Consider the following 25,301-nt stretch of genomic DNA (forward strand, 5'->3'; position numbering starts at 1 on the left):
GGAGGGGGATTTGCTTTTGCCGCGAATGCTCCCGAGCGCCCTCAAATCACCCGCAACGTAATCGCCTTCAACACCGCCCGCGTGCGATCGCGCGTGTCCAGCTTTTCCAGGATCACCGACACGTAATTCTTGACCGTGCCCTCGGCCAGGAACATCGCGCGTGCGATTTCCTTGTTGGAATAGCCGCCGGCCATCAGCCGCAGCACCGAGACCTCGCGCTCGGTGAACAGCGCGCGCGGCGCGTCGTCGGCGTGGTAGCGGTAGCGCGCGCGCACCGGCTCGGTGCTGACCGGCTGCAGCAGGGTGTCGCCGGCGGCGACGCGCACGATCGCGTCGTACAGGTCTTCCGGCGCGGCGTCCTTGAGCAGGAAGCCCTGAGCGCCGGCCTCGGTCGCGCGCAGCAGCAGGTCGCCGTCGTCGAAGGTGGTCAGCAGCAGCACCGGCGTGCGGTCGCCGCGCTCGCGCAGCCGCACCAGCGCCTCGATGCCGTCGACGCCGGGCATGCGGATGTCGCTGAGGATCACGTCGACCGGATGCTCGGACAATCGCGTCAGCAAGGCCTCGCCGTCGTCGGCCTCGAACACGATGCTCACGCCCTGCAGCTCCAGCAAGGCGCGCAGGCCCGCGCGCACCAGGGCCTGGTCGTCGGCCAGGGCGATGCGCGGCGCGCTCATGCCGGCAGCTCCGCGTCGATGCGCAGCGCGCCGCGTCCGGTGGTCTGCAGGGCCAGGCTGCCGCCGGCCGCCGAGACGCGTTCGCGCATGCCGGCCAGGCCGTTGCCTTCGTGCAGCGCGCCGCGCACGCGGCCGTCGTCCTCGACGCTGATGCGCAGCCGCGCGCCCTCGCGCCCGATCGCCACCCGCACCCAGTCGGCATCGGCGTGGCGGGCGCTGTTGGTCAGCGCTTCCTGAACCAGGCGCAGGATGGTTTCGGCGATCGCCGGATCGGTCAGGTGCACGTCCGGCGCGATGCTCAGCTCCAGGCGCGGGCGCGGCATCGGCGCGGCCAGCGCGCGCAGCGCCACGCCCAGATCCAGGCCGCGGGTATCGCGCAGCGCCTGCACCACGTTGCGGATATCGCCCAGCAATTCGCCCGACAAGCGCTGCGCGATCGCGATTTCCGGGCGCTTGGCGTAATCCGGGTCGGCGGCCAGCGCGCGCAGGTTCAAGGTCATGGCGGTGAGTTTGTGGCCGGCGACGTCGTGCAGCTCGCGCGCCACCCGCAGGCGTTCGGCGTCGCGCGCGCTGTCGGCCAGCAGGGCGCGCGTGGCCAGCAGGTCGGCGTTGACGCGCGAGAGCTGGTCGCGCGCCTCCTCGGCGCGGCGCGCGTAGTGCGCGATCAGCGACGAGAACGCCTGAAAGCCGGCGAAGATCAGCACCACGATCAGGGCCGCGTTATGGCCCGACGCGCGCAGCACCAGGAGCAGGGCCAGGTCGATCAACAGCAACGCCGCCAGGGTGGTGCGGGCCGAATAAACCATCGCCAGCTGCGCCGACAGGATCACCAGCAGCGCCGGCGAGGTGCCGCCGCGCGGCGCCAGCCAGCTCACCGCCAATGCGCAGACCGCTTCGGAAGCCAGCAGCGCCGCGGTCAGCGCGCGCTGGCTGCGCGGCACGAAATCGCCGATCAGGAACGCCAGCGCGAACCCCGCCATCGCCAGCCACTGCCCCGGATTGTCCGGGCTGTCGTCGAAGCGCAGCGACAGCGCCACCGCCAGCCAGGTCAGCAGCGCCGGCAGGTTCATCGGCTGGAACACCACGCGCAGGAACGCGTTGTCCAGGATCGTGCGTTCGAACAAGGACTTCATGCCTGATGACTGCATGCCTGAGGACTTCATGCCTGCATGCTGCGTGCGCCCGCGCGCGCTGGCAATGGCCGTTGGGCGAAAGGTGACTTCCGGCAGGTCGCGTCGGTGACCGCGGGCACTGCGTCGGCGTCCGCCGCCGGCCGACCCTGTGCGCCACCGCCAAGGAGACGCCGATATGACCGCCTACTCGATCCTGGTTGCCGCGCACGGTGCGATCGGCGCGATCGCGCTGGTCACGTTCTGGGCCGCCGCCGCGCTGCGCAAGGGCAGTCCGGCGCACCGCCGTTTCGGCCAGGCCTACCTGCTGGCGATGCTGGGCATCCTGGTCACCGCCGTGCCGATGGCGCTGGTGCGTTACGCGCAGGGCCAGGTCTACACCGCGGTGTTCCTGGGCTATCTGGTGGCGATCACCGCCAACGGCGTGTGGGCGGCGTGGCGTGCGATCCGCGACAAGCACGACGTCGCGCGCTACACCGGTCCGGTCTATGTCGCCTCCGGCATGCTGGCCTTGCTGGCCGGCCTGGGTGTGCTGGCGCTGGGACTGCGCGACGGCTCGCCGCTGTTCATCGGTTTTTCCGCGATAGGCCTGTACGTGGGCTACGACACCTTGAACAAGCGCCTGCACCGCCAGCGCCTGGCCGCGCGCCCGCGCTGGTGGCTGATCGAGCATTACAGCGCGATGCTGGGCAACGCCATCGCCACCCACATCGCGTTCCTGGGCATCGGTCTGCCGCGCCTGTTGCCGGCGGTGGACGGCACGGCCCTGCACTACGTCGCCTGGTTCGGTCCGCTGCTGGCGGCGGTGATCGCCAAAGTGCTGTTGGATCGCAAGTACGCCGCGCCCCGGCGCGGGGCGGCGCCGGCTACCGCGCTGGGCGGCGAAAGTTCGCGCGCGGCGTGACCGGCGCCACGAGGGTCAGATTCCGTTCGGTTATGTGCGTGTGCGATTTGCTTTTGGCCCAGATGCGCGCATTAACCGCCGCTTTACCTGCGCCTGCACGCGATCCACTAGAACTACGCCTCACCCCCACGTGAGGCAGCGCACATGCGGATCACGATCATCGGCGCCGGCTTCAGCGGCAGCGCCCTGGCGAGCGAACTGGCGGCGCAGGCCGGCGCCGACGTCGACATCACCCTGGTCGGCGTGGCCGAGAGTTACGGCCGTGGCGTGGCCTACGGCGAAGCGCGGCCGGAGCATCTGCTCAACGTGCGTGCGCGCGATCTGGGCGCGGCCGCCGACTATCCGGGCGAGTTCGCCGACTGGCTCAATCTGACCGAGCGCGCGCGCCACAGCTTCCTGCCGCGGCTGCTGTACGGCGAATACCTGCACGCGCGCTTGCGCGCGGCCGCCGACACCAGCGCGGCGACGCTGCACCTGGTCGAACAGGAAGCGATCGCGGTCGAGCGCAGCCCCGGCGGTTTCCGCGTGCATCTGGCCGACGGCAGCGACTTCTTCAGCGAGCGCGTGGTGTTGAGTTTGGGCGCGCTGCCGCCGCAACCCTTGGCCGGGGTGGGCCCGCGCCTGGCGGTGCACGCCAGCTATCTGGGCTGGCCCTGGCAGGACGGTGCGATCGACCGCATCGCGCCGGACGCGCGCCTGCTGGTGGTCGGCACCGGCCTGACCATGGCCGACGTGGTCGCGACCCTGCGCCGGCGCGGCCACACGGGGCCGATCGCGGCGCTGTCGCGCCACGGCCTGTTGCCGCGCCGCCACCTGGACGAAGCCAGCCCGCCGATCGCGCTGCCACCGACGGTGCTGCAGGCCTTGAACGCCCACGATCTGCGCCAGTTGCTGCGCGCGCTGCGCATGCTGCTGCCGATCGTGTCGGACTGGCGCAGCCTGATCGACGCGCTGCGGCCCTACCTGCAGGGCTACTGGCGCGGCCTGCCGCCGCCGCAGCGCGCGCGCTTCCTGCGCCACCTGCGTTCGCACTGGGAAAGCGTGCGCCACCGCCTGGCGCCGCCGGTCGCGGCCGAGTTGGACGCGCTGCAGGTCAGCGGTCAGCTCACCGTGCGCGCCGGCCGCCTGTTGCGCGCGCGCCGCGGTGCCGATTCGGTGGAGGCGCTGATCCGCGAACGCGGCCAGAGCCAGGTCCGCAGCGAGCACTACGACGTGCTGATCCGCGCCACCGGTTTCGACACCGACATCGAGCGCACCACCCATCCGCTGATCGCGCACCTGCGCGAATCCGGACTGATCAGCGCCGATCCGCTGCGCCTGGGCTTGAACGCTTCGGAGCGCTACGAGGCGCTGGACGGCAACGGCGCGCCGGTGCGCGGCCTGTATGTCCTGGGCCCGTTGCTGCGCGGGCGCTTGTGGGAAATCACCGCGGTGCCGGAGCTGCGCATGGCCGCGCGCGCATTGGCGCGTCAGTTGTCGGCCGCCACCGACGCCGCGCCGCGGCCGATGCCGGTCGCGCGCGCGGCGCGCGCCTGAGCGGCGCGCCAAGACCGGACTGGCCGTTGTCGTGCCGGCCCGTGTTGGGCCGGCGGGCTCCGCGCGGCTCGCCTAGTGCAGCACCGGCTCGATCCGCGCGCGCTGCGCCGCGGCCGCGCCATCGCGCGCGGCCAGGGTGCGGGTTTCGGCGACGCTCGCCGCACGCGCGGCCTCGACCGCGACGCCCTGCTCGCGCAGCCAGCCGGCGACCGCATCGGCGCGCGCCTGCGCCAGCTGGGTGTCGCCGCCGGCACAGGCCTGCACCTGCACCGCGTCGTTCTGCCAGCGCGCCAGTGCCCAGACGGTGTCCTGCAGCGCGTTCAGCGCCGTCGCGTCGAGTTCGGCCGAACCGGCCGCGAAGCCTATCGTCGGCAGCGCCTGCAACGCCGGCACCACCTGCACGCGCGGGCCCTCCGGCTGCGCCAGCAGCGCCGACTCCAGGCGCCGCGACGCCGACAGATCCAGTCCGGCGCGCGCGCGCAGCCGCCAACGCGCCTGGCTGCCGCCCTGCACCAGTTCGAACTCGCCGAAATGGGCGATCGCGCTGGCGCGCAACTGACGCAGCGCCTGTTCGCCCGCATCGCGTTTGGCGGCGTCGCGCTGGGCCGCGCCCTGCAGGTTGAGCACGCTCTCGCGCAACTGCGCCAGCGTGTTCTGCTCGCGCGCCAGGCTGGCGTCGTCGGCGGTCAGCACCTCCTGCAGTTCGATCACCACCGGCCGCCCCAGCGCGGTTTCCAGCTTGCGCTCCAGCGCGGAAGCCAACTGCGGACGGTGCTTGGGCGTGAGCAGGGTCGCATCGACATTGAGGGTGGCGCCGTCGCTGTCCACGCGCAGGGTCGCGATGCGCCCGCCGTTGCGGCGCGCGTCGTCGTCCAGGGTGTTGCGCACCGTCGCTTCGGCCACGCCGCGCGCGGCGATCTCGCGCAAGGCCAGGCCCAGCGGCACCGACAGCAGCACGAACGACCCCACGATCAAGGTCGCCTGCCACGCCGTCTGTTTGGGCGTGTCGTGACCGCCGAAACCGTACCAGCGCCCCATGATCGTCACCGACAGCGCGATCGCGAGCAGGTTGGTCATGAACAGGAAGCCGGCACCGCCGGCGATGCTGCCGTTGCCGGTGGCGATGCCGAAGCCGACCACCGCCAGCGGCGGCATCAGCGCGGTGGCGATGGCCACGCCGACGATGGTCTCGCCCTTGCGCGTGATCGTGGCGTAGGCGCCGGCCAGGCCCGAGAACACCGCCACCAGCAGATCGAACAGGGTCGGCTGGGTGCGCGCCAGGATCTCCGGCGTGGCCTCGCGCAGCGGCGATGCCGTCACGATCAGCACCGAAATCAGCAACGCCGTCGCCACGCCCACCGCCAGCGTCGCCAGCGCCGAGCGCAAGGTGCGGAAATCGAAGGTCGCCAGCGACATGCCCATTTCCACGATCGGGCCCATCAGCGGCGAGATCAGCATCGCGCCGATGATCACCGCGACCGAGTTCTGCAGCAGGCCGAGCATGGCGATGCCGCAGGACATCACGGTCATGAACACGAAGCGCGCGCCCAGGGCGCCGCCGTCGTCGATGTGGTGCAGCACTTCGGCGCGCGGCACGTTCAGATGGGTGCGGCGCCACTGCCGCAGCCAGCGCCACAGCGCGGCAGGATGGGCCATTCCGGTTCCCCTGTTCGATGGAAGCGAGCGCGCGCGGACGCGCCTGGCGGCGCCTCTCGCGCGTCGTTCGCGCGGCTTCAGTTAAATCGCGTCGGGCGCGCGTTGCAAGCGAAGCGCTCGAGCGAAGCGTCCGCCGGGCTCAGACGTCGCCGTCGTTGAGCCAGCCCTCGCCGCTGCCGCGGTGATAGACGGTGTCGCCGGCCTGCACCTCGCCGGCCGGCACCGAACCCTGCTCAGCCAGCTTCGCGTATAGCGGGGCGAAATCCGGCGCGGTGGCTTCCATCAGCTGCTCGAAGCTGTCGAGCACGAAGTAGGTCTTCTGATAGGTGTCGATGCGGTAGCGCGTGCGCATGATGCGCTCCAGATCGAAACCGATGCGGTTGGGCGCGTCCGATTCCAGGCAATGGATCGACTCGCCCTTGGACGAGACGATGCCGCTGCCGTAGATACGCAGGCCGTCGGCCTGCTTGATCAGGCCGAACTCCACCGTGTACCAGTACAGGCGGGTCAGGTTGACCAGCGCCTCCGGCCCGATCGCGTGCGCCTTGACGCCGCCGCGGCCGTAGGCCTGCATGTAGTCGGCGAACACCGGGTTCATCAGCAGCGGCACGTGGCCGAACAGGTCGTGAAACAGGTCCGGCTCGCTGAGGTAGTCGATCTGCTCGGGCTTGCGGATCCACCAGGTCACCGGGAAGCGGCGGTTGGCCAGGTGATCGAAAAAGGTCAGTTCCGGCAGCAAGCCTTCCACGCCGACCAGCTCCCAGCCGGTGGCGGCGCGCAGCACCGCGTTGAGGTCGTCGAACTTGGGGATGCGGTCGGGCGTCATGTGCATCGCCCGCTGCGCGCGCAGGAACTCGTCGCTGGCGCGGCCCACCAGCACCTGCTGCTGGCGCTCGAACAACTGCGCCCACACCGCGTGATCGCTGGCCGTATAGCTCGACCACGGCTGGTCCACCACGGCGGTCGTGTAGACCGGCACGTAGCCCTTGTCGGTGAGCTGGTGTTCGACGCGTTGCGGCGTGGTGGCGTTCATGGCGGCGGTCATCCCGGTGGATCCATGACTGTATCGCCGGATCGGCGCAAGAAGCTTGCGTTGTTGCGTCGAAACTCGGTTGTGGCGCATGATTCTTGCGTCATTAACGAATTGTTTGCGCGAATATGAGCGCAGTCGAGCTGGATCGCACCGACCTGTTGCTGCTGGCCGAACTGCAGCGCCAGGGCCGCCAGACCAATGCCGAGCTGGCCGAACGCGTGCACCTGTCGGCCTCGGCCTGCCTGCGCCGGGTCCAGCGCCTGGAGCGCGAGGGCGTGATCTCCGGCTACCGCGCCGAGGTCGATCCCGAACGCCTGGGCCTGGGCCTGCAGGCCTTCGTGCGCGTGCAGCTCAACCACCACGACACCGAGGCGCTGGAGCTGTTCCGGCGCTTCGTCAACGAATGGGACGAGGTGGTCACCTGCCACGCGCTCACCGGCGACATGGACTACCTGCTGCTGGTCGCGGTGCGCGACCTGGAGCACTTCTCGCACTTCCTGCTCGACCGTCTGCTCAACCAGGCCGGCGTGGCGGACGTCAATTCGAGTTTCGTGCTGCGCACGGTGAAGGCGTTCCGCGGCCTGCCGTTGCCGGTGAAGTAGGGCGCTGCGCCACTACCCGATCGCCGCCAGCGCCGCCGCGCGCGCATGCAGCGCCGTGGTATCGAACACCGGCACCTCGACATCCTGCGCGCCGATCAACAGCCCGATCTCGGTGCAGCCCAGGATCACGCCCTGCGCGCCGCGCGCGACCAGCTTGGCGATGATGCCGCGATAGGCCTCGCGCGAGGCGTCGCGGATTTCGCCCAGGCACAGCTCGTCGTAGATCACCCGATGCACAAGCTCGCGTTCGTCCGCCTCCGGCACCAGCACGTCCAGGCCGTGACGCTCGCTCAGGCGCTGGCGGTAGAAGTCCTGCTCCATGGTGAAACGCGTGCCCAGTAAGGCGATGCGCCGCAGCCTGGCCGCGCGGATGGCCGCGCCGGTGGGGTCGGCGATGTGCAGCAGCGGCAGGCCCGACATCGCCTCCACGGTGTCGGCCACCTTGTGCATGGTGTTGGTGCAGATCACCAGCAGCTCGGCGCCGCCCGCGCGCAGGCTTCGAGCCGCCTCGCCCAATGCGCGCCCGGCCGCGTCCCAGTCGCCGGCATGCTGCAGGCGCTCGATCTGGGCGAAGTCGACGCTGTACAGCAGCAGGCGCGCCGAATGCAGACCGCCCAGGCGTTCCTTCACGGTCTGGTTGATCTGGCGGTAATAGGGAACCGTGGATTCCCAGCTCATCCCACCCAGCAGGCCCAAGGTCTTCATGCCGCGAGTATAGGCAAGCCGATTGCGCAGGATGCGGCAAGCGCACGCATCGTCGCGCTGTCCCGATAGTCCGATCAGACCTCGACGAAGTACGTCGCCAGCCCGATCAGCGCCAGCAGCCAGATCAGCGCGCCCGCCACCAGCCACAGATAGTTGGCCCAGGTGAAGTGGCGGTTGGACGCGCCCTGCGGATCGCCGCTGGCGTGATTGGCGGCGCGTTGCAGGCTCAACAGGCTCAGACCCAGCGGCACCAGCATGGCGATGCTCACCATGTCCGTGTAGGGCGAGCCGATTTCGCGGCTGGCGAGCCGGTCGATCACGGCGTTGACCAGCCAGGCGAGCACGAAGATCGTGGCGGTGGTGCCGGGCGACCAGTCGTAGCGCTGGCCACGGGCGCGGATGGCCGCATCGAAGTGCCTGGCCAGCGAATGGGCGAAGAAGATCGGGAAGATCGCCCGCGCGATCGGCCATACCGTTTCCTTGCTGCGACGGCGGTAGCGCGCCCATTGCATGTAGAACCAGTACAGCTGGTACAGGCCCAGGGTGCCGACGAGCAGCAGGCAGAACTTGAGCGGAGAGACCACATAGAAGCCGTGCGCGGTCACGAGCGGCTCGTGGTCGAAGACCTCGCTGGCCGGCGGTGCGTAAAGGTTGTCTTCCATGGGTCCGGGTGCGGGCGGAGGCGGCCTACAGAGTAATGCAGCGGCGGGCCCGCGCGCGCGAATCGTCGCGATCGAGGCGGTGCCACCGCATGGTCGCCCCGCCGGCACATACCGGCGCACCGTAGGATGCGGTGAGCGCGGCGAACCGCATCGCGTCGCCTACGGGTTTCCAGCGGCCTCGTTGGCTTGCGCGCACTGCGCGTCTTCCGCAGGAGACGACGGGTTCGCGCAGTTCGGTGCTGATTCGTCGGAGGTCGCATCCCCCTGGAACACCGCATCGCTTGGAATGGTGTAGGGCTTGAGCAGGCGCGCGCCCAGGCGCGAGCGCAGCTCCGGCTCCATCGCCAGGAACAACTCGCTGAGCGGGGCCGCGCGCACGTCGCACTGACGGCTCAGGAAGCGGCGCAGGCTCATCTGCGTCATCGCGCCGGTAGTTCGCAATTCGAACTCGGCGACTACTTCGCAATCCGTCCAAGAGAAGACCAGCGGATACAGCGAAGAGTCGCTGGTGGCGTTGTGGCTGGATTCGACCGAGCGCTGCAACATCGCGTCCGGCGACAGGGGCGCCAAATACACGATACCGTCCTCGACCGTCATCTTCGTCGTTGCGCGGCTGGTCGCCGTGAACGCGACGATAGCGACCAGGGCAACCGCCAACTGCGGCCACGGCGCCACGAGCTTGGCGCCACGAGCCGGTGTCGAAGGCCGCGCCAGGCACCACCACGACAAGGGCAACACCGCCAAGGCCAACAAATCCCCGTAATCGACCACCCGCGCGACATCGAACAACGGCAAGCCATTCCACGCCTCGATCGCGCCCGCCGACCACGGCGACTTCCACCACGCGAACGCGACCGCCACCGCGACATGGATCGCCGTGCGTGCCCGCCCGATCGCGACCGACCAGAACCACGCGAACGCGAACACGCCGGCGAAGTCCGAGAGCTTGCCGGTGAAGGCGTTGTGCCAGGCGCCCTTGAGCACCGTGTCGTTGAGGATCAGCAGGCCCAGCGCCAGCAGGAAGGGCCAGCGCAGCAGCAGGGCGTAGCCTGGGTGGCGTTCAGCGGTCATGCGCGGGCTCCGGCGGCGCGACGGGGCGGGCCGCGCCATAGCGCTGCCCGAAGAAATCGCCCGTGTTCCAGGTCGGGCGCTGCGGCGCGTCGGCGATCAAGGTCGCCAGGCGCGCGTTGAGCCGCGCCAGGCGGGCGGCGTCGGCGTACTGGATGGGCAGGCGGGCGTCGTCGCTGGGCTGGTGGTAGTGCCGGCGCAGGTAGTCGCGCTGCGCGGCGCGCGGATCGTCGCCGAAGCCGGCGCCGACCACGCCGGCATTGAGGTACACGGCCGGCACGCCGGCGCGGATGAAGGCGTACTGATCGCTGCGCACGAACATCACCTCCTGCGGCGCCGGATCCGGCGACAGCGTCATGCCGACCTCGCGCGCCGCCTGCCGCGTGAGCGGACCGAGGCTGGAGTGCTCGATGCCCACCGCCACCGCGTCGCGCGTGGGCGCCAGCAGCAGGGGCATGTCCAGATTGAGGTTGGCGACCAGGGTGCCGGGCGCCACGCCGGGATGGCGCGCAAACCATTGCGCGCCCAGCAAGCCGTGCTCCTCGCCGGTCACCGCCACGAACAGCAGCGAGCGCCGCGGTCGTGTCGGCGCCGTCGCCAGCGCGCGCGCGGCCTCCAGCATCACCGCCACGCCCAAGGCGTTGTCGACCGCGCCGTTGTAGACGGCGTCGCCGCCGACCGCGGCGCCGACGCCGATGTGGTCCAGGTGCGCGCTGAACACCACGTGCTCGTCCGCACGCGCGCCGCCGGGCAGGCGCGCGACCAGGTTGTGCGATTGCAGCGGCACGATGCGCTGGTGCGCGGCCAGGCTGAGCTTGCCCGGCAACGCGAAACCGCGCAGGCGGCCGGCATCGGTGTCGCGGTAGAGCTGGGCGGCGCTGCGTCCGTCGCCGCCCAGCAGCAGGTCGGCGGCGGCGGCGCTGACGCGCGCGACCACGCGCAGCGGCGCCCGGCGTTCCAGCGGGCCGCCGTCGGCGCCGCGCAGGCTCAGGCCGGGGCTCTGCCACTGCGCGGCCGAGCGCGCCCAGGGGTAGGTTTCCTCGTCGCCGGTGGTGGCCACGAACACCGCGCCCACCGCGCCGCGTTCGGCCAGCGCGCGCAGCTTCTCGTCGGTGCTGGCGTAGTAGGCGCGCTGGTCGGCGGGGAACCGCGCCGGCGCGCCGCCGAACAGCACTGCGATCTTGCCGCGCAGCTCCAGACCGGCGAAGTCGTCCTGACCCAGTTCCGGCGCGTGCACCGCCTGCGCCACGAACACCGCCGGCGCCGACACCTGTGCCCGCTCGGCCTCGAAGTTCAGCAGCGGCAGGAACTGATCGCGAAAGCGCAGCGCGGTGGCGGCGCCGTCGCGTTCGATCACCAGTGCGTTGCCCTCGGCCAGGCGCTGCGCCTGCAGCAGCGGCACGCGCTGGCGGTAGCCGCCGTCGTCGCCGGCCGGCTGCAGCCCGATCGCGCGCATGCGTTCGATCACGTAACCCGCGGCCAGATCGAAGCCGGCGCTGCCGGTCGCGCGCCCCTGCATGCGGTCGTCGGCCAGCGCGCGCACGTCGGCCTCGATGCGCCGCGCGCCCGCCGCGTCCTCGGGCGGCACGGCGCGTTGGCAGGCCGCCAAAAGCAGCAGCGCGGCCGCGGTCAGAGCGAATCGCATGGCAGGTCCGAAGTGGCGACGCTGGCGACGCTAGCACCGCGCGGCGCATGCGCATAGGCCGGCCGTACCGGCCGGCGCGTGCGCCGCAAAAGATCGGACGATACGTGGGTAAGGCCGCAGTGAAGATCGGCCCCTGGGCTGAACCAACATTCAGAGTAGGCACAGGCCGTGCGCAAATCGAACTCATTCCAGCGATCATCCTGGCGCGCTCGATGCGTGCGCTAGCAAATCCTTAACTCGTAAGGGTTTTCCCCTATTTAACGTCGCCGCCTTCGCACCCGGACGAAAGCGCGCATGGCGGTCACGGCAACGACACTACGATCGGCTCCCGGGCGCTCGCGCCCGTCCGGCCTGCGCCGCTGGGCGGCGTTGATCGCGCTGGCCGCGGCCTGCGCGACATTGACGCTGGCCGACGATTTCCTGCAGCAGATGACCAGCCCGCACAACCTGAGCCGATTGGAGTTGCCGTGGGCGCTGGCCTTGTTCGGCATGCACCTGTGCCTGTGGCTGGGCGGCCGTCGCTGGCCCGCCAATCTGTTGCTGGCGGCGTTCGCGCTGATGCAGCTGCTGCAGCTGTGCCACATCGCCGCCATGGGCCGTCCGCTCACGCCGGTGGACCTGGCGATGATCCCGCGCGAAACCCCGGATATCGCCGAAGCCGCCTGGGCCGGCGCCCGCACGCACTGGCCGACCTTGCTGACCGGCGCGTTGCCTTATGCGGCTTTGTTCGCGCTGTACAACCTGGGCCTGCCGCGCTGGCCCTTACCGCGCGCGCCGCTGGCCTTGCTGGTGCTCGCTTTCGCGCTGGCGACCAAACCCTACAAGGCCGGCCAACGCGCGATGCCGCAGTACATGCCGGCGCCGGCGCGCAGTTCGCTGCACAACTCCATCAATACCTTCAGCTTCTATGCCGCCAACTTGCTCGGCAAGCCGGTGCATTCCTACAACCTGCAGTACCAGCCTTACCGGGTCGCGCGCACGCCGCCGCCGGCATCCGCAGTGCCGCAGAACCTGTGGTTGGTGATTTTCGACTCCACCCGCAGCGATCACTGGGGCGTGGCTGGCTACGCGCGCGACACCACGCCGACGCTGTCGCGCTGGGTCGCGCAAGGCCAGGCCCGCTGGCATCACGGGATCGCCGGCGCCACCGCCACCTCGGCCTCGCTGGCGCTGCTGATCAACGGCGTGCGCGAGCCGGGCAATCTGGCCCAGCAGCGTTCGTACCGAACCAACCTGATGCGCCTGGCCAAGGCCGCCGGCTACCGCACCCATTGGCTGTCCACGCAAAGCCCGAACCTGCTCAACGAGCTCGACGTGGCCAGCATCGATGTGGTGCGCACGCGCGACAGCGATCTCAAGCGCGTGATCGCCGTGCGCGACGACGCGATCCTGGACATGGCGCGGCGGGTGGCGCCGGACACGCGCAACTTCGTCGTGATCATGGTGCGTACCGCGCACCTGCCCTACGAAAAGAACTACGCCCACCACGGCCAGCGCTACGCGCGTTGGCCGACGGCGCCGACGCTGCCGTTCCACACGCGCCAGCGCAATGCCTACGACAATGCGATCCTTTACCAGGATGCGCTGATCGCGCAGCTGTACCAGCGATTCGAGGCGCTGCCCGGCAAGGGCCTGTTCGTGGTTACGTCCGATCACGGCCAGATGCTGGGCGAGAACGGCGTGTGGGGCCACAACGTGCTCACGCCGCAAGTAGCGCAGGTGCCGGTGCTGGTGCGCGCGCGCGGCCTGCGCGACCACCTGCCGCCCGGCAACGGCGGCTGGATCAGCCACTACGGATTGGGACGGGCGCTGATGGCGCAGCTGGGCTATCGCATCGACAACCCCAACATCGAATCGGGCGTGGATTACCTGCAGGGCTCCAACCTCTACACCGACAATCCGTTCCGCGAGGTCGGCGTGCGCGACGGGCGGCTACGCTTGGGCGAGATGTACAGCCTCAGCGAACTCGATGCCGACTTGAGCCGCTACGCCTTGCGGCCCTCCGGCCAAGCGCCGAACGTGCGCGCCAGCGAATAGCGCCGCCCGCGGCGGCCTCAGCGCCGTGCGCCGCGCGCCGCCGAACGCTCCACGCGCTCGAACTGGATGTCCGCGCTGTTCACCGCGTCGATCGGCACGCCGAAGCTGACGATGTCGACCAGGGTCGCGTTGTGGTGCTCGCGGATACGCGCGGCGGTCAGGTGCGGCTTGTCGTGGGTGGTGTGGGCGTCGGCGGCCAGCGTCACCGCATAGCCCAGCGCGGCGGCGCGGCGGGTGGTGGTGTCGACGCAGAAATCGCTGGCGTAGCCGCCGATCACCAGGCGGTCCACGCCCAGCGATTGCAGCAGGCCTTCCAGCGAGGTGCGCAGGAAGGCGTCGGGCGAGGTCTTGCCGACAATGAGGTCGTCGTCGTGCACGTCCAGCTGCGCCTGGAATGCCCAGCCCGGCGTGCCGGGTTCCAGCAGGGTGCCGATGCGTTCGTGGCGCACGAAGATCACCGGCGTGCCGGCGTCGCGCGCGCGCGCGATCAGCGAATTCAGGCGCGCGATCACCGCATCGGCGTCGTCCGGACGGGGTTCGCCGTCGAACAAGCCGCTTTGCACGTCGATCACCAGCAGGGCGGAGGTCATGGCCGATCCGGTATCAAGTATCGTTCAAGGCTTGCGCCAGGTGCCGCCGGTGGCCTCGCAACTGCGCTGCGTGACCGTCAGGGCCTGGGGATCGCGGGCGTAGTAGTAAGTGCGCACCTTGCGGCCCATCGGGTTCTCGCAGGCGCCCTGCGCGCCCGACGGGCAAGCATTGCTGACCGTGGCGGTGGCGCTGCCGCCGGCCGATTGGATCGAGGCGACATTGGATTCGCATTGCATCTTGTACGCGCCCGAAGGGCTGGCGTCGTCGACTTCGCTGCAATCGGTGAAGGCCATGCCGGACAGCTGACCCTGGATCAGGCAGGCGCCCTTGGCGGCCGCGAGCGGACTGGCCAGGACCAGGGCGCTGACGGCCAAGGCACGGAAAACTGGGCGCATCGGGCGGAATCCTCTGGCCGAACGGGGTGCGATGTGCGCCACTCTAGCCTGCCGCCGCGGCGGGGTTAAGCCGCGGCGTTCACGGTTCGCGGCGCGGCGGGAACTGCAGGACCACGCCGTGCTCGGGATCGGGGCGATTCCACAGCACCGGCACCTCGCGCGGGCTGGGCGGTTCCAGCTCCTCGTTGGCGGGCACCATGCTGTCTTCCTCGTCTTCCCAGCTGTAGCGCTTGCGCGGCGGCAGCGGGTCGCTGTGGCGGAACAGGAAGGCCGCGATCACGCCGGCGACCGCGCCGCCCAGGTGCGCCTGCCAGGAAATGCCCGGCTCGCGCGGCAGGATGGTCAGCAGCATGCCGCCGTAGAACATGAAGGCGATCATGGCCGCGGCGATCGACGGCCGGTCGCGGCGCAGCAGGCCCAGCACGAACACCAGGAACATCAGGCCGTGGGTCAGGCCGCTGGCGCCCAGATGATGGCTGCCGGCGCTGCCCAGCAGCCAGGCGCCCAGCCCGGAGCCCAGCCAGATCAGCGGCAGCGCGCGCAGCGTGGCGCGCGGGTACACGCCGCCGGCGAGCAGGCCCAGCATCAGCAGCGAGATCGCATTGGTCGCCAGGTGCTCGATCGAGCCGTGCAGCAAAGGCGCGGTCAGCAGGCCGATCAGGCCCTCCAGCGACCAGGGCTGCACCGACCAGGCGCCGACGTCGAACTGGCCCTGGGCGCTGTAGATGGCCGCCAGCACCAGCACGAAGGCCAGGCTGGCGTTGAGGGCGCGCACGAAGCGTCCGCGGTCGGCCGCGCGCTGGGCCGGGGTGTCGGGCGGGGCGATCGGAGTGGGCAGGTGCATGGGGACGAGATTGGCACCGCTGGCTGCGAATACAAGCCGGTTTGGGCGGGCCAGTTTGTCCCGCCGGTGGGATGGGCGCCGGCTCGCGTCGGCAAGGCGAACCGCCGGTGCCGCGCCCAACCCGCGTAAAATGTGCGCATGAACAATGAACTGCCCACCGTACGCCTCAAGAACGCCTGGAAATCCACCCACCCCTGGATCTTCCAGCGTCTGGTCGACAAGCCCGCCCAGCGGCCCAAACCCGGCTCCATCGTCGACGTGATCGGCGTCGACGGCGAGTGGATCGGCCGCGGTTTCTACAACGGCCACTCGCGCATCGCCCTGCGCATGCTCGAGAACGACCCCGACGTGGTCATCGACGCCGACTGGTTCGCGCGCAAGATCGCCGCGGCGGTGTCGCTGCGCCGCGACGTGCTCAAGCTGGACCAGGTCAGCGACGCCTGGCGCGTGGTCCACAGCGAAGGCGACGGCCTCAGCGGCCTGGTCGTGGACCGTTACGGCGACCTGCTGGTGGTCGAATACTTCAGCGCCGGCGCGTTCCGCCACCGCGAATGGATCTACGACGCGCTGCGCGCGCAGTTCCCGGGCTGCCGCTTCTACGCCTTCGCCGACGAGCACGTGCAAAAGCAGGAGAGTTTCGATTTCCGCGGCACCGAGGCCGTGCCGCCGGCGACCATCACCGAGTACGGCATCCGCTTCCGCGCCGATCCGGCCGGCGCGCACAAGACCGGCTTCTTCGCCGACCAGCGCGAGAACCGCGAGTGGCTGTCGCAGCAGGTCGCCGGCAAGCGCGTGCTGGACCTGTGCTGCAACACCGGCGGCTTCGGCGTGTACGCCAAGGCGCGCGGCGCCGAGGAAGTGATCGGCGTGGACATCGACGCCGACGTGATCAACATCGCCAAGGCCAACGCCAAGCTCAACAACGCCCACGTCAAGTTCGTGCAGGCCGACATTTTTCCGTACCTGCGCGACATGGGGAATGCCGGCGAGCGCTTCGACGTGGTGATCCTGGACCCGGCCAAGATGACCCGCGACCGCGAGCAGGTGATTCCGGCGCTGAAGAAGTACCTGGACATGAACAAGCTGGCGTTGGGCGTGGTCAAGCCCGGCGGTTTGTTCGCGACCTTCTCCTGCACCGGTCTGGTCAGCGAGGAACAGTTCCTCGACATGATCCGCCGCGCCGCGTTCTATGCGGGGCGCACTGTGCAGGTATTAAAAGTGTCTGGCGCAGGAGCGGATCATCCCTGGTTGGCACAAGTTCCGGAATCGCGCTATTTGAAGGCGGTTTTCTGTCGCGTACTCGACTGAGGTTTGTGCTATTGCTTGGCCTGGAAGCCGACCGGCGCTGATGCGTTCGGTCGGCCGCGCGAGCCAACCATCGAAGCACAATGAGCGAATTATTCGGTAGCGAAACGGCGCGTCTGCGCGCCAATTCGCTGGATCGCGACCGGGACTGCCTGGTCGTGTCTTTCACCCCCTGGTCGGAGCTGCCCAATCCCCTGGGTTTGGGTTGGGCCGAGAAGCTGTGCGAGTCGCGCGGCTGGCCGGCCCTGCACGTGGTGCCGGCCAGCAACGACTGGTATCAGTCCGACGGTGCGCTGGAAGCGGTGCGCCGGGCCGCCGAGATCGCGCGCGGCTACGCGCGGGTGGTGACCTACGGCAGCAGCATGGGCGGTTACGCGGCGCTGAACTTCGCGCCGATGCTGGGCGCGTCGCTGGCCTTCGCGGTGGTGCCGCAGTATTCGATCGATCGCGCCAAGGTGCCGTTCGAGACCCGCTGGGCGGCGGAAGCGGGCCGCATCCGGTTCGCCCACGACCGCGTCGACGGCATCGGCCGCGATCTGCGCGCGGTGCTGCTGTACGACCCGTTCGTGAAAGCCGATGCGCGTCACGTCGACCTGATCGCCCAGGCCGGCGATGCGCTGCGCGTGGGGCTGCCGCTGATGGGGCATGCCGGGCCCGGGTCGGCGATCCTGACCGCGATGCTGGCGCTGGCGCGCGAGGGACGTGCCGACGAGATGCGCGCGCATGCCGTGCAGCAGCACCGCATCAACAAGAAGCGGACCGCGAACTACTACCTGCAGCTGGCCAACCAGGCGCGCAGCCTGTCGCTGGACGCGCGGCTGCGCCTGCTGGACGTCGCCAAGTCCATCGACGCGACGCATGTCGGCATCGCCCTGAAGCGGTCGACGCTGCTGATCGGCGCCGATCGCAGCCTGGACGCGATCGCCGTGCAGGACGAGGCCCTGACGCATGCGGCGCCGGCCTACGTGCCCAGCCTGCTCAGCCACAAGGCGCAGGCCCTGGCGCGCCTGTCGCGTTGGGACGAAGCGCTGGAGATGGCGTCCCAGGCCTGCGCGCGCGCGCCGCACAGCGCCTACCTGAATCACCATCTGGCGTATCTGCTGCTGACGCAGGGCCGATACCGCGAAGCGGAGCGCCACCAATGCGCGGCGCTGGCGTTGGACGAGGGCAATGCGCTGTATCGAAACCAGTTGGCGACCATCCGTTACCGCATCGCCCAGGAACCGGCGCAGGCCGACGATGCGGCGGCGAGCCGGCCGCAGACTTGAACCCTCGCGCTCAACGCGCCAGGGCGTAGCCCGCCACCGCCACCGCCAAGGCGACGCCCGCCACCAGCACCGCCGCCAGACTCAGGCGGTGCGCGCGCCGCAAGCGTTGCTCCAACAGCATCGACGCTTCCTGCAGCGTGGCGATGGTTTTCTGCATCTCCGCCGCCAGCACCTTGATCGACTCGGCGTTCTGCGCCGCCACGTCCTGCAGTTCGACGATCTGCACCGCGACCACGTCCGACGGCGGCGCGATCGCCTGTTGCGGCGCGCGGGTGAAGTAGGGCCGCGCCAGGCGCAGGATTTCGGGAATCAGCGGTGCAGCGACGGTGAACCAAGCGGCCATGACGACTCCGGGCGGCGGCGTGAATGCCGCGGCGATGGGGGAGTGCCACTGTAACGTTCCTTCTCCCGTTCACGAGAGAGGCAACGTCCTCTCTCCCGCTTGCGGAGTGAGGCGCGGCGCTTGCGAACCATGGGCTCGCGCCGCACCGAATGCCCGACCGTTGTGCGGTCGGGCCGGGGCAGAGTCAGGGTGAGGGGTGAGCGCGGCAAATACGTTTGGTGTTCGGGTGTTCGTTGCCGCGTCGTCAGGAGCAAAAGCAAATCCCCCCTGGCCCCCCTTTTTCAAAGGGGGAATGGTTGGAGGTGCGCGCTTACTTGCGCGGCGCGACCATGCGTTGGTGGTAGTCGATGCCCTGGCCCCACCCGCCGCCGTGTTCCTGCGCGATCTTCTGCACCTGCGCGCCGGTGTTGCCGCGCGCCCAGTCGCCCTGCCATTCCAGCATCACCGCCATCCACGTCACCGGCACCGCGCCGGCCTGGATCATGCGCTGCACCGCCATCTCGTGCGATTCGCGATTGACGTCGCCGCTGGCGTCGACCACCACGTACACCTCGTAACCCTCCTTGAGCGCCGACAGCACCGGCAGGGTCACGCAGCTGTCGGTCCACAGGCCGCTGACCAGCAGCTTCTTGCGTCCGGTGGCCGCGATCGCGGCGCGCAGGCGCGGCTCCTGCCAGGCGTCGATCGAGGTCCGATCGAACGGGGTCAGCTCCGGGCGCGCTTCGGTGAGTTGGCGGAAGAACGGGCCGCCGAAGCTCTGCGCGCTGATGGTGGCGTAGAACGTCGGTACCTCGAAGGTCTTGGCCGCCTTGCTCAGGCCGACCGCGTTGTTGATCAGCTCCAGCACCGGGATCGACTGCACCGAGAACACGAACTGCGGTTGGTAGTCGACCATCAGCACCACGCTGTTGTCGCGGGTGAGCGGGTCGCGCAGATCGGCATGGGCAGGTGCGGCGACGAACAGGGCGAACAGCGAGAGCAGGGCGGTGCGGACTAGCGGGAAGCGCATGACGGATTTCCGAGTGGAGGGTGGGGGAATCAGCGCGCGCCGTTCAGCGCGGGCAGGGTGGAACTCATGGCGATCGTGTCGACGCGAGCGACGATGGCGGGCGCCACGACGCGGCGGTTGGCCAGCACCACGCCGGCGAACACCAGCGCCATCGCCGGCACGAAGCCCCAGCCCAGGCGCTCGCCGAACAACAGCGCGCCCCAGACCACGCCGGTCAGCGCGACCACGTAGCCGATCTGGCTGTAAGCGACGGAGTCGGCGATGCGTTGCAGCGCGGCCGCGGCGACGTTGGCCGACAAGGTCACCAGCACCATCGCCAGCAGCAGCGGCCAGGACGCGGCCAGTTGCGCGACGCTGGCCTGTTGGCCGCTCACCGCGATCAGCGGCAGCACCGCCAGCGCCTGCACCAGCATCGTGCCGGCGCTGGACATCGGCGCGCTCAGGCCGCTGGGCCAGTAGCGGCTGCGGTAGACGTTGCCGATCGCCAGCAGCACCGGCACGCCGACGGCGAAGCCCAGCGCCAGCGCCTGTTCGGCTTCGACCGCCTGGGCGCGCGGCGCCAGCACCAACAGCACGCCGACCAGGCCCAGGCCGGTGCCCAGCATCGCGGTCGGCGACGGCCAGCGGCGCTCGACCAGGGCGTTGAACAGCGAGGTGAACATCGGCGACAGGGTCACCACCACGGTGAAGATGCCAGCCGGAATCCGCGCCAGCACCCAGTTGCCCAGCAGGGCCGAGCCGGCGACCGCGATCAGGGCGGCGATCAGGTAGAAGCGGCGCGAGGCCGGGTCCAGCGGCAGGCGCTGGCCGCGCGCGCGCTGCACGGCCAGCAGTACCGTGGCGGCGCCGGCGGTCTGGATCAGGGAAACAATCAGCGGGCTGAGCCCGCGGCCCAGCAGGAGCTTGGAGATCACGAAGATGGCGCCGACCAGGCTGCCGGCCAGCAGGGTGAGAAGCAGGCGTTTCGTGGTCAGGCTCATGGCGGCGTACCGGGTCGGGAAGGGCGGGACGGGAGCCAAGTTACGGGTTCGGCGCCGGCGGATAATCCGGTCGCAGGTGGTTAAACTGTTTCTCTATGTCAACAATCCCGCAGGGCCGTCTGCCCGTCCCCGACCTCGCCGGCCTGCTCGCCTTCCTGCGCGTGGCCGAACTGGGCAGCTTCGTGCGCGCGGCCGACGCCCTGGGCCTGTCCAAGGCCGCGGTCAGCAAACAGGTCTCGGCGCTGGAGCGGCGCCTGGGCACGCGCCTGCTGCACCGGACCACGCGCCGGCTCAGCCTGACCGAGGCCGGCCAGGCCTATCTGCGTCACGCCCAGACCGCGTTCGCCGAGGCGCGTGCGGCCGAGGACGCGGTCGCCGGCACCGGCGAGGTGGTGCAGGGCCGCTTGCGCGTGTCGGTGCCGATGAGCTTCGGGGTGATGCACGTGGCCCCGCACGTGGGCGCGTTCCTGCTGCGCTACCCGCAGATCGATCTGGATCTGCAGCTGGACGACCGCCCGACCGATCTGGTGATGGAAAGTCAGGACCTGGCGATCCGCATGGGGCGCCTGGACGCGTCCAGCCTGGTGGCGCGCAAGATTTCCTACAGTCGCGTCTGGCTGTGCGCCTCGCCCGCGTACCTGGACCTGCGCGGCCGTCCGCAACGCCCGGACGAGCTCAGCGCGCACGACTGCCTGCACTTCAGCCTGGCCGCGACCGGCCGCACCTGGGAGCTGCGCCACGGCGAGGAGGTCGTACGCGTGGCCCTGGGTGCGCGCCTGGACGCCAACTCCAGCCTCGCGCTGAAAGCCGCCGTGCTGGCCGGCGCCGGCATCGCGCGCATCCCCGAGTTCGCCATCGCCGACGAGATCCGCGACGGCCGCATGGAGCGCGTGCTGCCGCACTGGGACATCGCCGGCCTGGACGTGCACGCGCTGATGCCCGAGCGGCGCTACGTGCCGGCGAAGGTGCGCGCGTTCGTGGAGTTTTTGGAGGAGCGCTGGAAGCGCAATCCGGGCTGGCTGAGCGCGGCGGCGGCCTAACCAACGACGCTGTCGTTGGCCCCGTCCAGCGAACGTCCGCAGTGCGCGCAGTAGCGGATGTCGGCGTTGAGGACGAAGAACGCCCAGCTCGGGCCGTGTGCGCGTGCGAGACGGAACCTGCAATGCGGGCAGCGGATGAACTGCACGACCACCCACTCGATGACGACAACGGCCAAGGTGCCGAACATCAGTGCCGCCCACCAATAGTTGAAGCACCAGGCCACGAACGCGGAGTGGTCGCCGCAGGCCTCGTACGTCGCTTCGCCGCCGGACATGGCAAACAAGACCACCAAACAGGCCGTCAAGGCAGGGATAAGCGCCGCCACTTTGATCGCCAGTCCGATGCGCGCGATCTTGGTCAGGCGTTGGCGTGTAGTCGAGGTCATGCTGTTCCGGCTTGGGCGTAGGCGTTGCGGCGACGGCCTGGTCTGAAGCGTAGGGTGCGATAGCGAAGGTCGGCCGCACTATCTCAGCAGCGCGACCGTTCCGACAAGCCGCTTCTTAGCCCCTGCGACCGGCCGGGCTACACTGTCGCCATGGCCGAAACCCCGCTGCTGCTGACCTTGTTGTTGATCGCCGTGCTGGTGGCGATCGTGCTGCTGATCGTGCTGTTGCTGCGCAAGCCCGACGGGCGGCTGGAGCAGTCGCTGCGCGAGGAGCAGCGCGAGGGGCGCGGCGAGCTGCGCCAGCAGCTGGACAGCCTGTCGGCGGCGCAGGAGCAGCGCATCGAGGGCTTCGGCGGGCGCCTGACCGAACTGACCCGCAGCACCGACCAGCGCCTGGACGTGCTGCGCGAGGCGCTGACCGAGGACGCGCGCAAGGCGCGCGGTGAGGCGGCCGAGTTGCAGCAGCGTTTCGCCGAAGGCCTGGGCCAGCGTCTGAGCGAACTCACCCAACGCAACGAACTGCGCATCGGCGAGCTGCGCACCACGCTGGAACAGCGCCTGCGCGAACTGCAGGCCGACAACACCGGTCAGCTCGAAAAGATGCGCGCCACCGTCGACGAGAAGCTGCAGACCACGCTGGAGACGCGCCTGGGCGAATCCTTCCGATTGGTGTCCGAGCGCCTGGAACAGGTGCAGCGCGGCCTGGGCGAGATGCAGCAGCTAGCCAGCGGCGTCGGCGATCTCAAGCGCGTGCTGACCAACGTCAAGACCCGCGGCACCTTCGGCGAAGTGCAACTGGGCGCGCTGCTGGAGCAGGTGCTGACGATCGAGCAGTACGACAGCAACGTCGCCACCGTGCCCGGCAGCGGCGAGCGCGTGGAGTACGCGGTGCGCCTGCCCGGCAGCGCGCCGGAACTGCCGATCCGGCTGCCGATCGACGCCAAATTCCCGCGCGAGGATTACGAGCGCATGCTCGATGCGCAGGACCGCGCCGATGCCGAGGCGCTGGCCTTGGCGGCCGCGGGACTGGAGCGTCAGGTCAAGGTCGAGGCCAAGCGCATTCGCGACAAGTACCTGGCGCCGCCGCACACCACCGACTTCGCGCTGCTGTTCCTGCCCACCGAAGGTTTGTACGCCGAGGTGCTGCGGCGCCCGGGCTTGTTCGAAACCTTGCAGCGCGATTTCCGCGTCACCCTGGTCGGGCCGACCACCTTGCTGGCGCTGCTCAACAGCCTGCAGATGGGCTTTCGCACGCTGGCGATCGAGCAGCGTTCCAGCGAGGTCTGGCAACTGCTGGGCGCGGTCAAGAACGAGTTCGGCAAGTTCGCGGGCGTGTTGGAAAAAACCCGCACGCAGCTGGATACGGTACGCAACAGCATCGACGCGGCCGGCGTGCGCACGCGCGCGATCGAGCGCCGGCTCAAGGGCGTGGAAAGCCTGCCGGCCGACGAGGCGCGGCGTTTGCTGGGTAACGACGATGGCGCCGAGGGCGACGACGAGGCCTGAGCCGGGCGTCGACGGTGCAAGTGGGTCGGCTTTGCTTTCTGTGGGAGCGACGTAAGTCGCGATGGATCCCGAGCTCCATCGCCTGCGCGGCATGGCGACTATGCGGTTCGCCTTCGGTTCCCCGCATCCTGCGAACGGTCGCGATGTGGAGTTGCGGCGCTGCGCTGCCCTCACCCCAACCCGCACCCGGCCCGACCGCACAGCGGTCGGGCGTTCGGTGCAGCGCGAGCCAATGGCTCGCAAGCGCTGTCCCTCACCCCGCAAGCGGGAGAGGGGCTCAGTCGAGCTTGGAATGTGAGTTGCGCCGCGCTTTAAAAGCCCCTCTCCCGCTTGCGGGAGAGGAGTTGGGGTGAGGGCGGCACTTCAGCGGTTGTAATTCGCGTCCGTCGGCAGGATCGGCATCGCGTCCGCCGGCACGCTGGGGTTGCTGTCGTCGCGCAGGTAGTCCGGCAGGCCGTTGTCCTCGGCGTCCATGCGGTCGCCGAAGATCTGGTAGTCGCGGCGCTGCATCCACGAATCGCGCACCAGGGTGTAGTCGTCCTCGGCGCCTTCGCGCAGGGCGTCGGTGGGCAGCAGCTGGGCGCGCACGTCGACCAGTTGCAGGCCCTGGATCGGGATGCGGATGCGGTCGCGCTCGACCTTGCGCAGCGGGCTCAGCGGCGCGTCGCCGACCGCGCCGAAGGCGTCGCGCACGGTGCGCGGACCGAACAGCGGCAGTTCCAGGTAACGCGAGCGCTTCCAGCCCCAGATGCCCAGGGTCTGGCCGAAGTCCTCGCTGCGGTTGGGCAGCTTGGCGTCGCTGGCCGGATCGAAGATGCCACCGATGCCGACCGTGCTGTTGAGCGCGAAGCGGCCCAGCGACTGCGCGGCCTGCTTGGGCTTGCCCTGCAGCAGCGCGTTCACCGCCGACACCGGCTGGCCGAGGTTGTTGAAGAAGTTGCTCACGCCCAAGCGCACCGGGCGCGGCACCACGCGCACGTAAGCGCGCGCGAGCGGCTTGGCGATGATGCGGTCGACCGCGTTGTTGAAGCGGTGCATCTTGCGGTTGTAGCCCTGCCACGGGTCGTAGATGGTCGGCAGCGAGGCCGGCGCGGGCAGGGTCGGGTCGGCGACCGGGTCGTATTCCTGCGACTGCGCGCCGTAGAGCGCGTCGAAGTCGCGCTCGGCGTCGGTGCGCGGATCGGTCGCTTGCGCGGCGGCAGTGCCGGCATCGGCCGCCGTGTCGGATGCGGCCTGCACCTGCTCCGGCGCGGACGCGTCGAGCGCCGATATCGGTTCGGCCTCGGCAGCAGCGCTGCGCGCGTTCGAGGCGTCGGCCGCCGCGGTGGCCGACGCTTCCGCATCGGCTTTGGCCGTGGCCGCCTCGCGCGCGGCCGCTTCGGCTTCGGTTTCGACGGGCGCCGTCGTGCCTTCGGCCACGTCGGCCTGCGCCGGGGCCGAAGGCGCGATGCCGGTCGCGCCGTCTTCGATCTTCAACCGGCACGCCAGCGCGGCATCCGCGCTGCCGTCGCCGGCAGCCAGACAGGATTCGTAGGTCTTACGTTGCTGCGCCGACATCTGCTGGGCGTGGGCGGCCAGCGGCAACAGCACCAGGGCAAGAGCGATTACGGGGGAGGGGGAGCGCATGGTCGCAGTCTATTCGCTAGGGGCGGCCCGGCCACGTCCATAAGGCGTTGGCGACCGCAACGGTGTGTTTGGGATCAGCTGGAAAAGCCCAGTCCCTCGTCGAGTCGGTAGGCGGCGCGCAGCTCGCTCAAGCCCGGCGGCGCGCCGATCACGCCGATATCCGGCGCGCGCGCGGCGAGTTCGGCCAGCAGCGCCAAACCGGCGCTGTCGACCGCGCTGACCGCGCTCAGGTCCAGGCGGCGCAGATCCTTCAGCAAGGGCTGCGCCTGCCGCCACAACCCGGCCACCGCCGCGCGCTCAAGCGCGCCGGCGAACACCAGCGCCTCGCCTTCGCGTCGGACCGTGGCCGCGCTCAT

The 25,301-nt window shown here is 70.0% G+C and carries 25 protein-coding genes; 8 read left to right on the forward strand and 17 right to left on the reverse strand.

Going from position 1 to position 25,301, the window contains the following annotated elements:
- Positions 1 to 41: 41 nt before the first annotated feature.
- On the reverse strand, positions 42 to 674 hold the full coding sequence (locus LVB77_RS01675) for a response regulator transcription factor (protein ID WP_232908493.1): 633 nt from the start codon (positions 672 to 674) through the stop codon (positions 42 to 44).
- On the reverse strand, positions 671 to 1,807 hold the full coding sequence (locus tag LVB77_RS01680) for a histidine kinase (protein WP_232908494.1): 1,137 nt from the start codon (positions 1,805 to 1,807) through the stop codon (positions 671 to 673). Before LVB77_RS01680 ends, LVB77_RS01675 begins: the two co-directional genes overlap by 4 nt.
- Positions 1,808 to 1,982: 175 nt before the next feature.
- Here LVB77_RS01680 and LVB77_RS01685 point away from each other — a divergent pair, with 175 nt between their 5' ends.
- Positions 1,983 to 2,708: a hypothetical protein gene (locus LVB77_RS01685; protein WP_232908495.1), complete on the forward strand. Its 726-nt coding sequence runs from the start codon at positions 1,983 to 1,985 to the stop codon at positions 2,706 to 2,708.
- A gap of 144 nt (positions 2,709 to 2,852) precedes the next feature.
- The gene (locus LVB77_RS01690; protein WP_232908496.1) at positions 2,853 to 4,244 is read left to right on the forward strand and encodes an FAD/NAD(P)-binding protein; all 1,392 of its coding nucleotides are present in this window, start codon (positions 2,853 to 2,855) and stop codon (positions 4,242 to 4,244) included.
- 72 nt (positions 4,245 to 4,316) lie between these two features.
- On the opposite strand, the gene LVB77_RS01695 is transcribed toward LVB77_RS01690, so the two are convergent.
- Positions 4,317 to 5,900, reverse strand: coding sequence for a DUF389 domain-containing protein (locus tag LVB77_RS01695; RefSeq protein WP_232908497.1), 1,584 nt, complete (start codon positions 5,898 to 5,900; stop codon positions 4,317 to 4,319).
- Between the two features lie 139 nt (positions 5,901 to 6,039).
- Positions 6,040 to 6,933, reverse strand: coding sequence for a phenylalanine 4-monooxygenase (gene phhA / locus LVB77_RS01700; RefSeq protein ID WP_232910424.1), 894 nt, complete (start codon positions 6,931 to 6,933; stop codon positions 6,040 to 6,042).
- A 125-nt stretch (positions 6,934 to 7,058) separates the two neighbouring features.
- Here phhA and LVB77_RS01705 point away from each other — a divergent pair, with 125 nt between their 5' ends.
- On the forward strand, positions 7,059 to 7,535 hold the full coding sequence (locus LVB77_RS01705; RefSeq protein ID WP_232908498.1) for an Lrp/AsnC family transcriptional regulator: 477 nt from the start codon (positions 7,059 to 7,061) through the stop codon (positions 7,533 to 7,535).
- Positions 7,536 to 7,547: 12 nt separating this feature from the next.
- On the opposite strand, the gene LVB77_RS01710 is transcribed toward LVB77_RS01705, so the two are convergent.
- From LVB77_RS01710 to LVB77_RS01725, 4 genes are all read right to left on the reverse strand, one after another.
- The gene (locus LVB77_RS01710) at positions 7,548 to 8,240 is read right to left on the reverse strand and encodes an aspartate/glutamate racemase family protein (protein ID WP_232908499.1); all 693 of its coding nucleotides are present in this window, start codon (positions 8,238 to 8,240) and stop codon (positions 7,548 to 7,550) included.
- Between the two features lie 74 nt (positions 8,241 to 8,314).
- On the reverse strand, positions 8,315 to 8,902 hold the full coding sequence (locus LVB77_RS01715; protein ID WP_232908500.1) for a hypothetical protein: 588 nt from the start codon (positions 8,900 to 8,902) through the stop codon (positions 8,315 to 8,317).
- A 159-nt stretch (positions 8,903 to 9,061) separates the two neighbouring features.
- Entirely contained in the window at positions 9,062 to 9,973 is a 912-nt protein-coding gene (locus LVB77_RS01720; RefSeq protein ID WP_232908501.1) for a hypothetical protein, read from the reverse strand.
- Positions 9,963 to 11,615, reverse strand: a complete 1,653-nt coding sequence (locus LVB77_RS01725; RefSeq protein WP_232908502.1) for a M20/M25/M40 family metallo-hydrolase — start codon at positions 11,613 to 11,615, stop codon at positions 9,963 to 9,965. Before LVB77_RS01725 ends, LVB77_RS01720 begins: the two co-directional genes overlap by 11 nt.
- Positions 11,616 to 11,909: 294 nt before the next feature.
- Between LVB77_RS01725 and LVB77_RS01730 the strand changes: the two genes are divergently transcribed.
- Positions 11,910 to 13,652: a phosphoethanolamine transferase gene (locus LVB77_RS01730; RefSeq protein WP_232908503.1), complete on the forward strand. Its 1,743-nt coding sequence runs from the start codon at positions 11,910 to 11,912 to the stop codon at positions 13,650 to 13,652.
- A 17-nt stretch (positions 13,653 to 13,669) separates the two neighbouring features.
- Here the strand turns inward: LVB77_RS01730 and LVB77_RS01735 are convergent, their stop codons facing one another.
- The 3 genes from LVB77_RS01735 to LVB77_RS01745 all read right to left on the reverse strand — a co-directional run bounded on the left by LVB77_RS01735 (position 13,670) and on the right by LVB77_RS01745 (position 15,482).
- Complete coding sequence (locus LVB77_RS01735) at positions 13,670 to 14,242, reverse strand: cysteine hydrolase family protein (protein ID WP_232908504.1); 573 nt, start codon at positions 14,240 to 14,242, stop codon at positions 13,670 to 13,672.
- Between the two features lie 24 nt (positions 14,243 to 14,266).
- On the reverse strand, positions 14,267 to 14,638 hold the full coding sequence (locus LVB77_RS01740; protein ID WP_232908505.1) for a hypothetical protein: 372 nt from the start codon (positions 14,636 to 14,638) through the stop codon (positions 14,267 to 14,269).
- A gap of 79 nt (positions 14,639 to 14,717) precedes the next feature.
- Positions 14,718 to 15,482: a rhomboid family intramembrane serine protease gene (locus LVB77_RS01745; protein WP_232908506.1), complete on the reverse strand. Its 765-nt coding sequence runs from the start codon at positions 15,480 to 15,482 to the stop codon at positions 14,718 to 14,720.
- Between the two features lie 138 nt (positions 15,483 to 15,620).
- On the opposite strand from LVB77_RS01745, the gene LVB77_RS01750 reads away from it, so the two are divergent.
- Positions 15,621 to 16,790 carry a class I SAM-dependent rRNA methyltransferase gene (locus LVB77_RS01750; RefSeq protein WP_232908507.1) on the forward strand — a complete coding sequence of 390 codons (1,170 nt, stop codon included), beginning with the start codon at positions 15,621 to 15,623 and terminating at the stop codon, positions 16,788 to 16,790.
- Positions 16,791 to 16,870: 80 nt separating this feature from the next.
- A complete protein-coding gene (locus LVB77_RS01755; RefSeq protein WP_232908508.1) occupies positions 16,871 to 18,055 on the forward strand; it encodes a hypothetical protein in 1,185 nt (394 codons plus the stop codon).
- 10 nt (positions 18,056 to 18,065) lie between these two features.
- Here the strand turns inward: LVB77_RS01755 and LVB77_RS01760 are convergent, their stop codons facing one another.
- From LVB77_RS01760 to LVB77_RS01770, 3 genes are all read right to left on the reverse strand, one after another.
- Complete coding sequence (locus tag LVB77_RS01760) at positions 18,066 to 18,398, reverse strand: hypothetical protein (RefSeq protein ID WP_232908509.1); 333 nt, start codon at positions 18,396 to 18,398, stop codon at positions 18,066 to 18,068.
- Positions 18,399 to 18,708: 310 nt separating this feature from the next.
- Positions 18,709 to 19,407: a hydrolase gene (locus tag LVB77_RS01765; protein ID WP_232908510.1), complete on the reverse strand. Its 699-nt coding sequence runs from the start codon at positions 19,405 to 19,407 to the stop codon at positions 18,709 to 18,711.
- Positions 19,408 to 19,436: 29 nt separating this feature from the next.
- Positions 19,437 to 20,387: a DMT family transporter gene (locus tag LVB77_RS01770; RefSeq protein ID WP_232908511.1), complete on the reverse strand. Its 951-nt coding sequence runs from the start codon at positions 20,385 to 20,387 to the stop codon at positions 19,437 to 19,439.
- Between the two features lie 95 nt (positions 20,388 to 20,482).
- Here LVB77_RS01770 and LVB77_RS01775 point away from each other — a divergent pair, with 95 nt between their 5' ends.
- Positions 20,483 to 21,427, forward strand: a complete 945-nt coding sequence (locus LVB77_RS01775; protein ID WP_232908512.1) for a LysR family transcriptional regulator — start codon at positions 20,483 to 20,485, stop codon at positions 21,425 to 21,427.
- On the opposite strand, the gene LVB77_RS01780 is transcribed toward LVB77_RS01775, so the two are convergent.
- Positions 21,424 to 21,813, reverse strand: coding sequence for a hypothetical protein (locus LVB77_RS01780; RefSeq protein ID WP_232908513.1), 390 nt, complete (start codon positions 21,811 to 21,813; stop codon positions 21,424 to 21,426). The genes LVB77_RS01775 and LVB77_RS01780 overlap by 4 nt on opposite strands.
- A 150-nt stretch (positions 21,814 to 21,963) precedes the next feature.
- On the opposite strand from LVB77_RS01780, the gene rmuC reads away from it, so the two are divergent.
- Positions 21,964 to 23,319, forward strand: a complete 1,356-nt coding sequence (gene rmuC / locus LVB77_RS01785; RefSeq protein WP_232908514.1) for a DNA recombination protein RmuC — start codon at positions 21,964 to 21,966, stop codon at positions 23,317 to 23,319.
- A gap of 363 nt (positions 23,320 to 23,682) precedes the next feature.
- On the opposite strand, the gene LVB77_RS01790 is transcribed toward rmuC, so the two are convergent.
- Together LVB77_RS01790 and LVB77_RS01795 are read right to left on the reverse strand one after the other, a co-directional pair.
- The gene (locus tag LVB77_RS01790) at positions 23,683 to 24,945 is read right to left on the reverse strand and encodes a VacJ family lipoprotein (protein ID WP_343226216.1); all 1,263 of its coding nucleotides are present in this window, start codon (positions 24,943 to 24,945) and stop codon (positions 23,683 to 23,685) included.
- 74 nt (positions 24,946 to 25,019) lie between these two features.
- The gene (locus tag LVB77_RS01795) at positions 25,020 to 25,301 is read right to left on the reverse strand and encodes an STAS domain-containing protein (protein ID WP_232908515.1); all 282 of its coding nucleotides are present in this window, start codon (positions 25,299 to 25,301) and stop codon (positions 25,020 to 25,022) included.

It is taken from the genome of Lysobacter sp. 5GHs7-4, from assembly GCF_021284765.1.
GTDB lineage: Bacteria > Pseudomonadota > Gammaproteobacteria > Xanthomonadales > Xanthomonadaceae > Lysobacter.

Excerpts from the sequence above, each read along its gene's own strand:
- LVB77_RS01675 (WP_232908493.1), bottom strand. The coding sequence starts at position 674 with ATGAGCGCGCCGCGCATCGCCCTGGCCGACGACCAGGCCCTGGTGCGC.
- LVB77_RS01680 (WP_232908494.1), bottom strand. The coding sequence starts at position 1,807 with ATGAAGTCCTTGTTCGAACGCACGATCCTGGACAACGCGTTCCTGCGC.
- LVB77_RS01685 (WP_232908495.1), top strand. The coding sequence starts at position 1,983 with ATGACCGCCTACTCGATCCTGGTTGCCGCGCACGGTGCGATCGGCGCG.
- LVB77_RS01690 (WP_232908496.1), top strand. The coding sequence starts at position 2,853 with ATGCGGATCACGATCATCGGCGCCGGCTTCAGCGGCAGCGCCCTGGCG.
- LVB77_RS01695 (WP_232908497.1), bottom strand. The coding sequence starts at position 5,900 with ATGGCCCATCCTGCCGCGCTGTGGCGCTGGCTGCGGCAGTGGCGCCGC.
- phhA (WP_232910424.1), bottom strand. The coding sequence starts at position 6,933 with ATGAACGCCACCACGCCGCAACGCGTCGAACACCAGCTCACCGACAAG.
- LVB77_RS01705 (WP_232908498.1), top strand. The coding sequence starts at position 7,059 with ATGAGCGCAGTCGAGCTGGATCGCACCGACCTGTTGCTGCTGGCCGAA.
- LVB77_RS01710 (WP_232908499.1), bottom strand. The coding sequence starts at position 8,240 with ATGAAGACCTTGGGCCTGCTGGGTGGGATGAGCTGGGAATCCACGGTT.
- LVB77_RS01715 (WP_232908500.1), bottom strand. The coding sequence starts at position 8,902 with ATGGAAGACAACCTTTACGCACCGCCGGCCAGCGAGGTCTTCGACCAC.
- LVB77_RS01720 (WP_232908501.1), bottom strand. The coding sequence starts at position 9,973 with ATGACCGCTGAACGCCACCCAGGCTACGCCCTGCTGCTGCGCTGGCCC.
- LVB77_RS01725 (WP_232908502.1), bottom strand. The coding sequence starts at position 11,615 with ATGCGATTCGCTCTGACCGCGGCCGCGCTGCTGCTTTTGGCGGCCTGC.
- LVB77_RS01730 (WP_232908503.1), top strand. The coding sequence starts at position 11,910 with ATGGCGGTCACGGCAACGACACTACGATCGGCTCCCGGGCGCTCGCGC.
- LVB77_RS01735 (WP_232908504.1), bottom strand. The coding sequence starts at position 14,242 with ATGACCTCCGCCCTGCTGGTGATCGACGTGCAAAGCGGCTTGTTCGAC.
- LVB77_RS01740 (WP_232908505.1), bottom strand. The coding sequence starts at position 14,638 with ATGCGCCCAGTTTTCCGTGCCTTGGCCGTCAGCGCCCTGGTCCTGGCC.
- LVB77_RS01745 (WP_232908506.1), bottom strand. The coding sequence starts at position 15,482 with ATGCACCTGCCCACTCCGATCGCCCCGCCCGACACCCCGGCCCAGCGC.
- LVB77_RS01750 (WP_232908507.1), top strand. The coding sequence starts at position 15,621 with ATGAACAATGAACTGCCCACCGTACGCCTCAAGAACGCCTGGAAATCC.
- LVB77_RS01755 (WP_232908508.1), top strand. The coding sequence starts at position 16,871 with ATGAGCGAATTATTCGGTAGCGAAACGGCGCGTCTGCGCGCCAATTCG.
- LVB77_RS01760 (WP_232908509.1), bottom strand. The coding sequence starts at position 18,398 with ATGGCCGCTTGGTTCACCGTCGCTGCACCGCTGATTCCCGAAATCCTG.
- LVB77_RS01765 (WP_232908510.1), bottom strand. The coding sequence starts at position 19,407 with ATGCGCTTCCCGCTAGTCCGCACCGCCCTGCTCTCGCTGTTCGCCCTG.
- LVB77_RS01770 (WP_232908511.1), bottom strand. The coding sequence starts at position 20,387 with ATGAGCCTGACCACGAAACGCCTGCTTCTCACCCTGCTGGCCGGCAGC.
- LVB77_RS01775 (WP_232908512.1), top strand. The coding sequence starts at position 20,483 with ATGTCAACAATCCCGCAGGGCCGTCTGCCCGTCCCCGACCTCGCCGGC.
- LVB77_RS01780 (WP_232908513.1), bottom strand. The coding sequence starts at position 21,813 with ATGACCTCGACTACACGCCAACGCCTGACCAAGATCGCGCGCATCGGA.
- rmuC (WP_232908514.1), top strand. The coding sequence starts at position 21,964 with ATGGCCGAAACCCCGCTGCTGCTGACCTTGTTGTTGATCGCCGTGCTG.
- LVB77_RS01790 (WP_343226216.1), bottom strand. The coding sequence starts at position 24,945 with ATGCGCTCCCCCTCCCCCGTAATCGCTCTTGCCCTGGTGCTGTTGCCG.
- LVB77_RS01795 (WP_232908515.1), bottom strand. The coding sequence starts at position 25,301 with ATGAGCGCGGCCACGGTCCGACGCGAAGGCGAGGCGCTGGTGTTCGCC.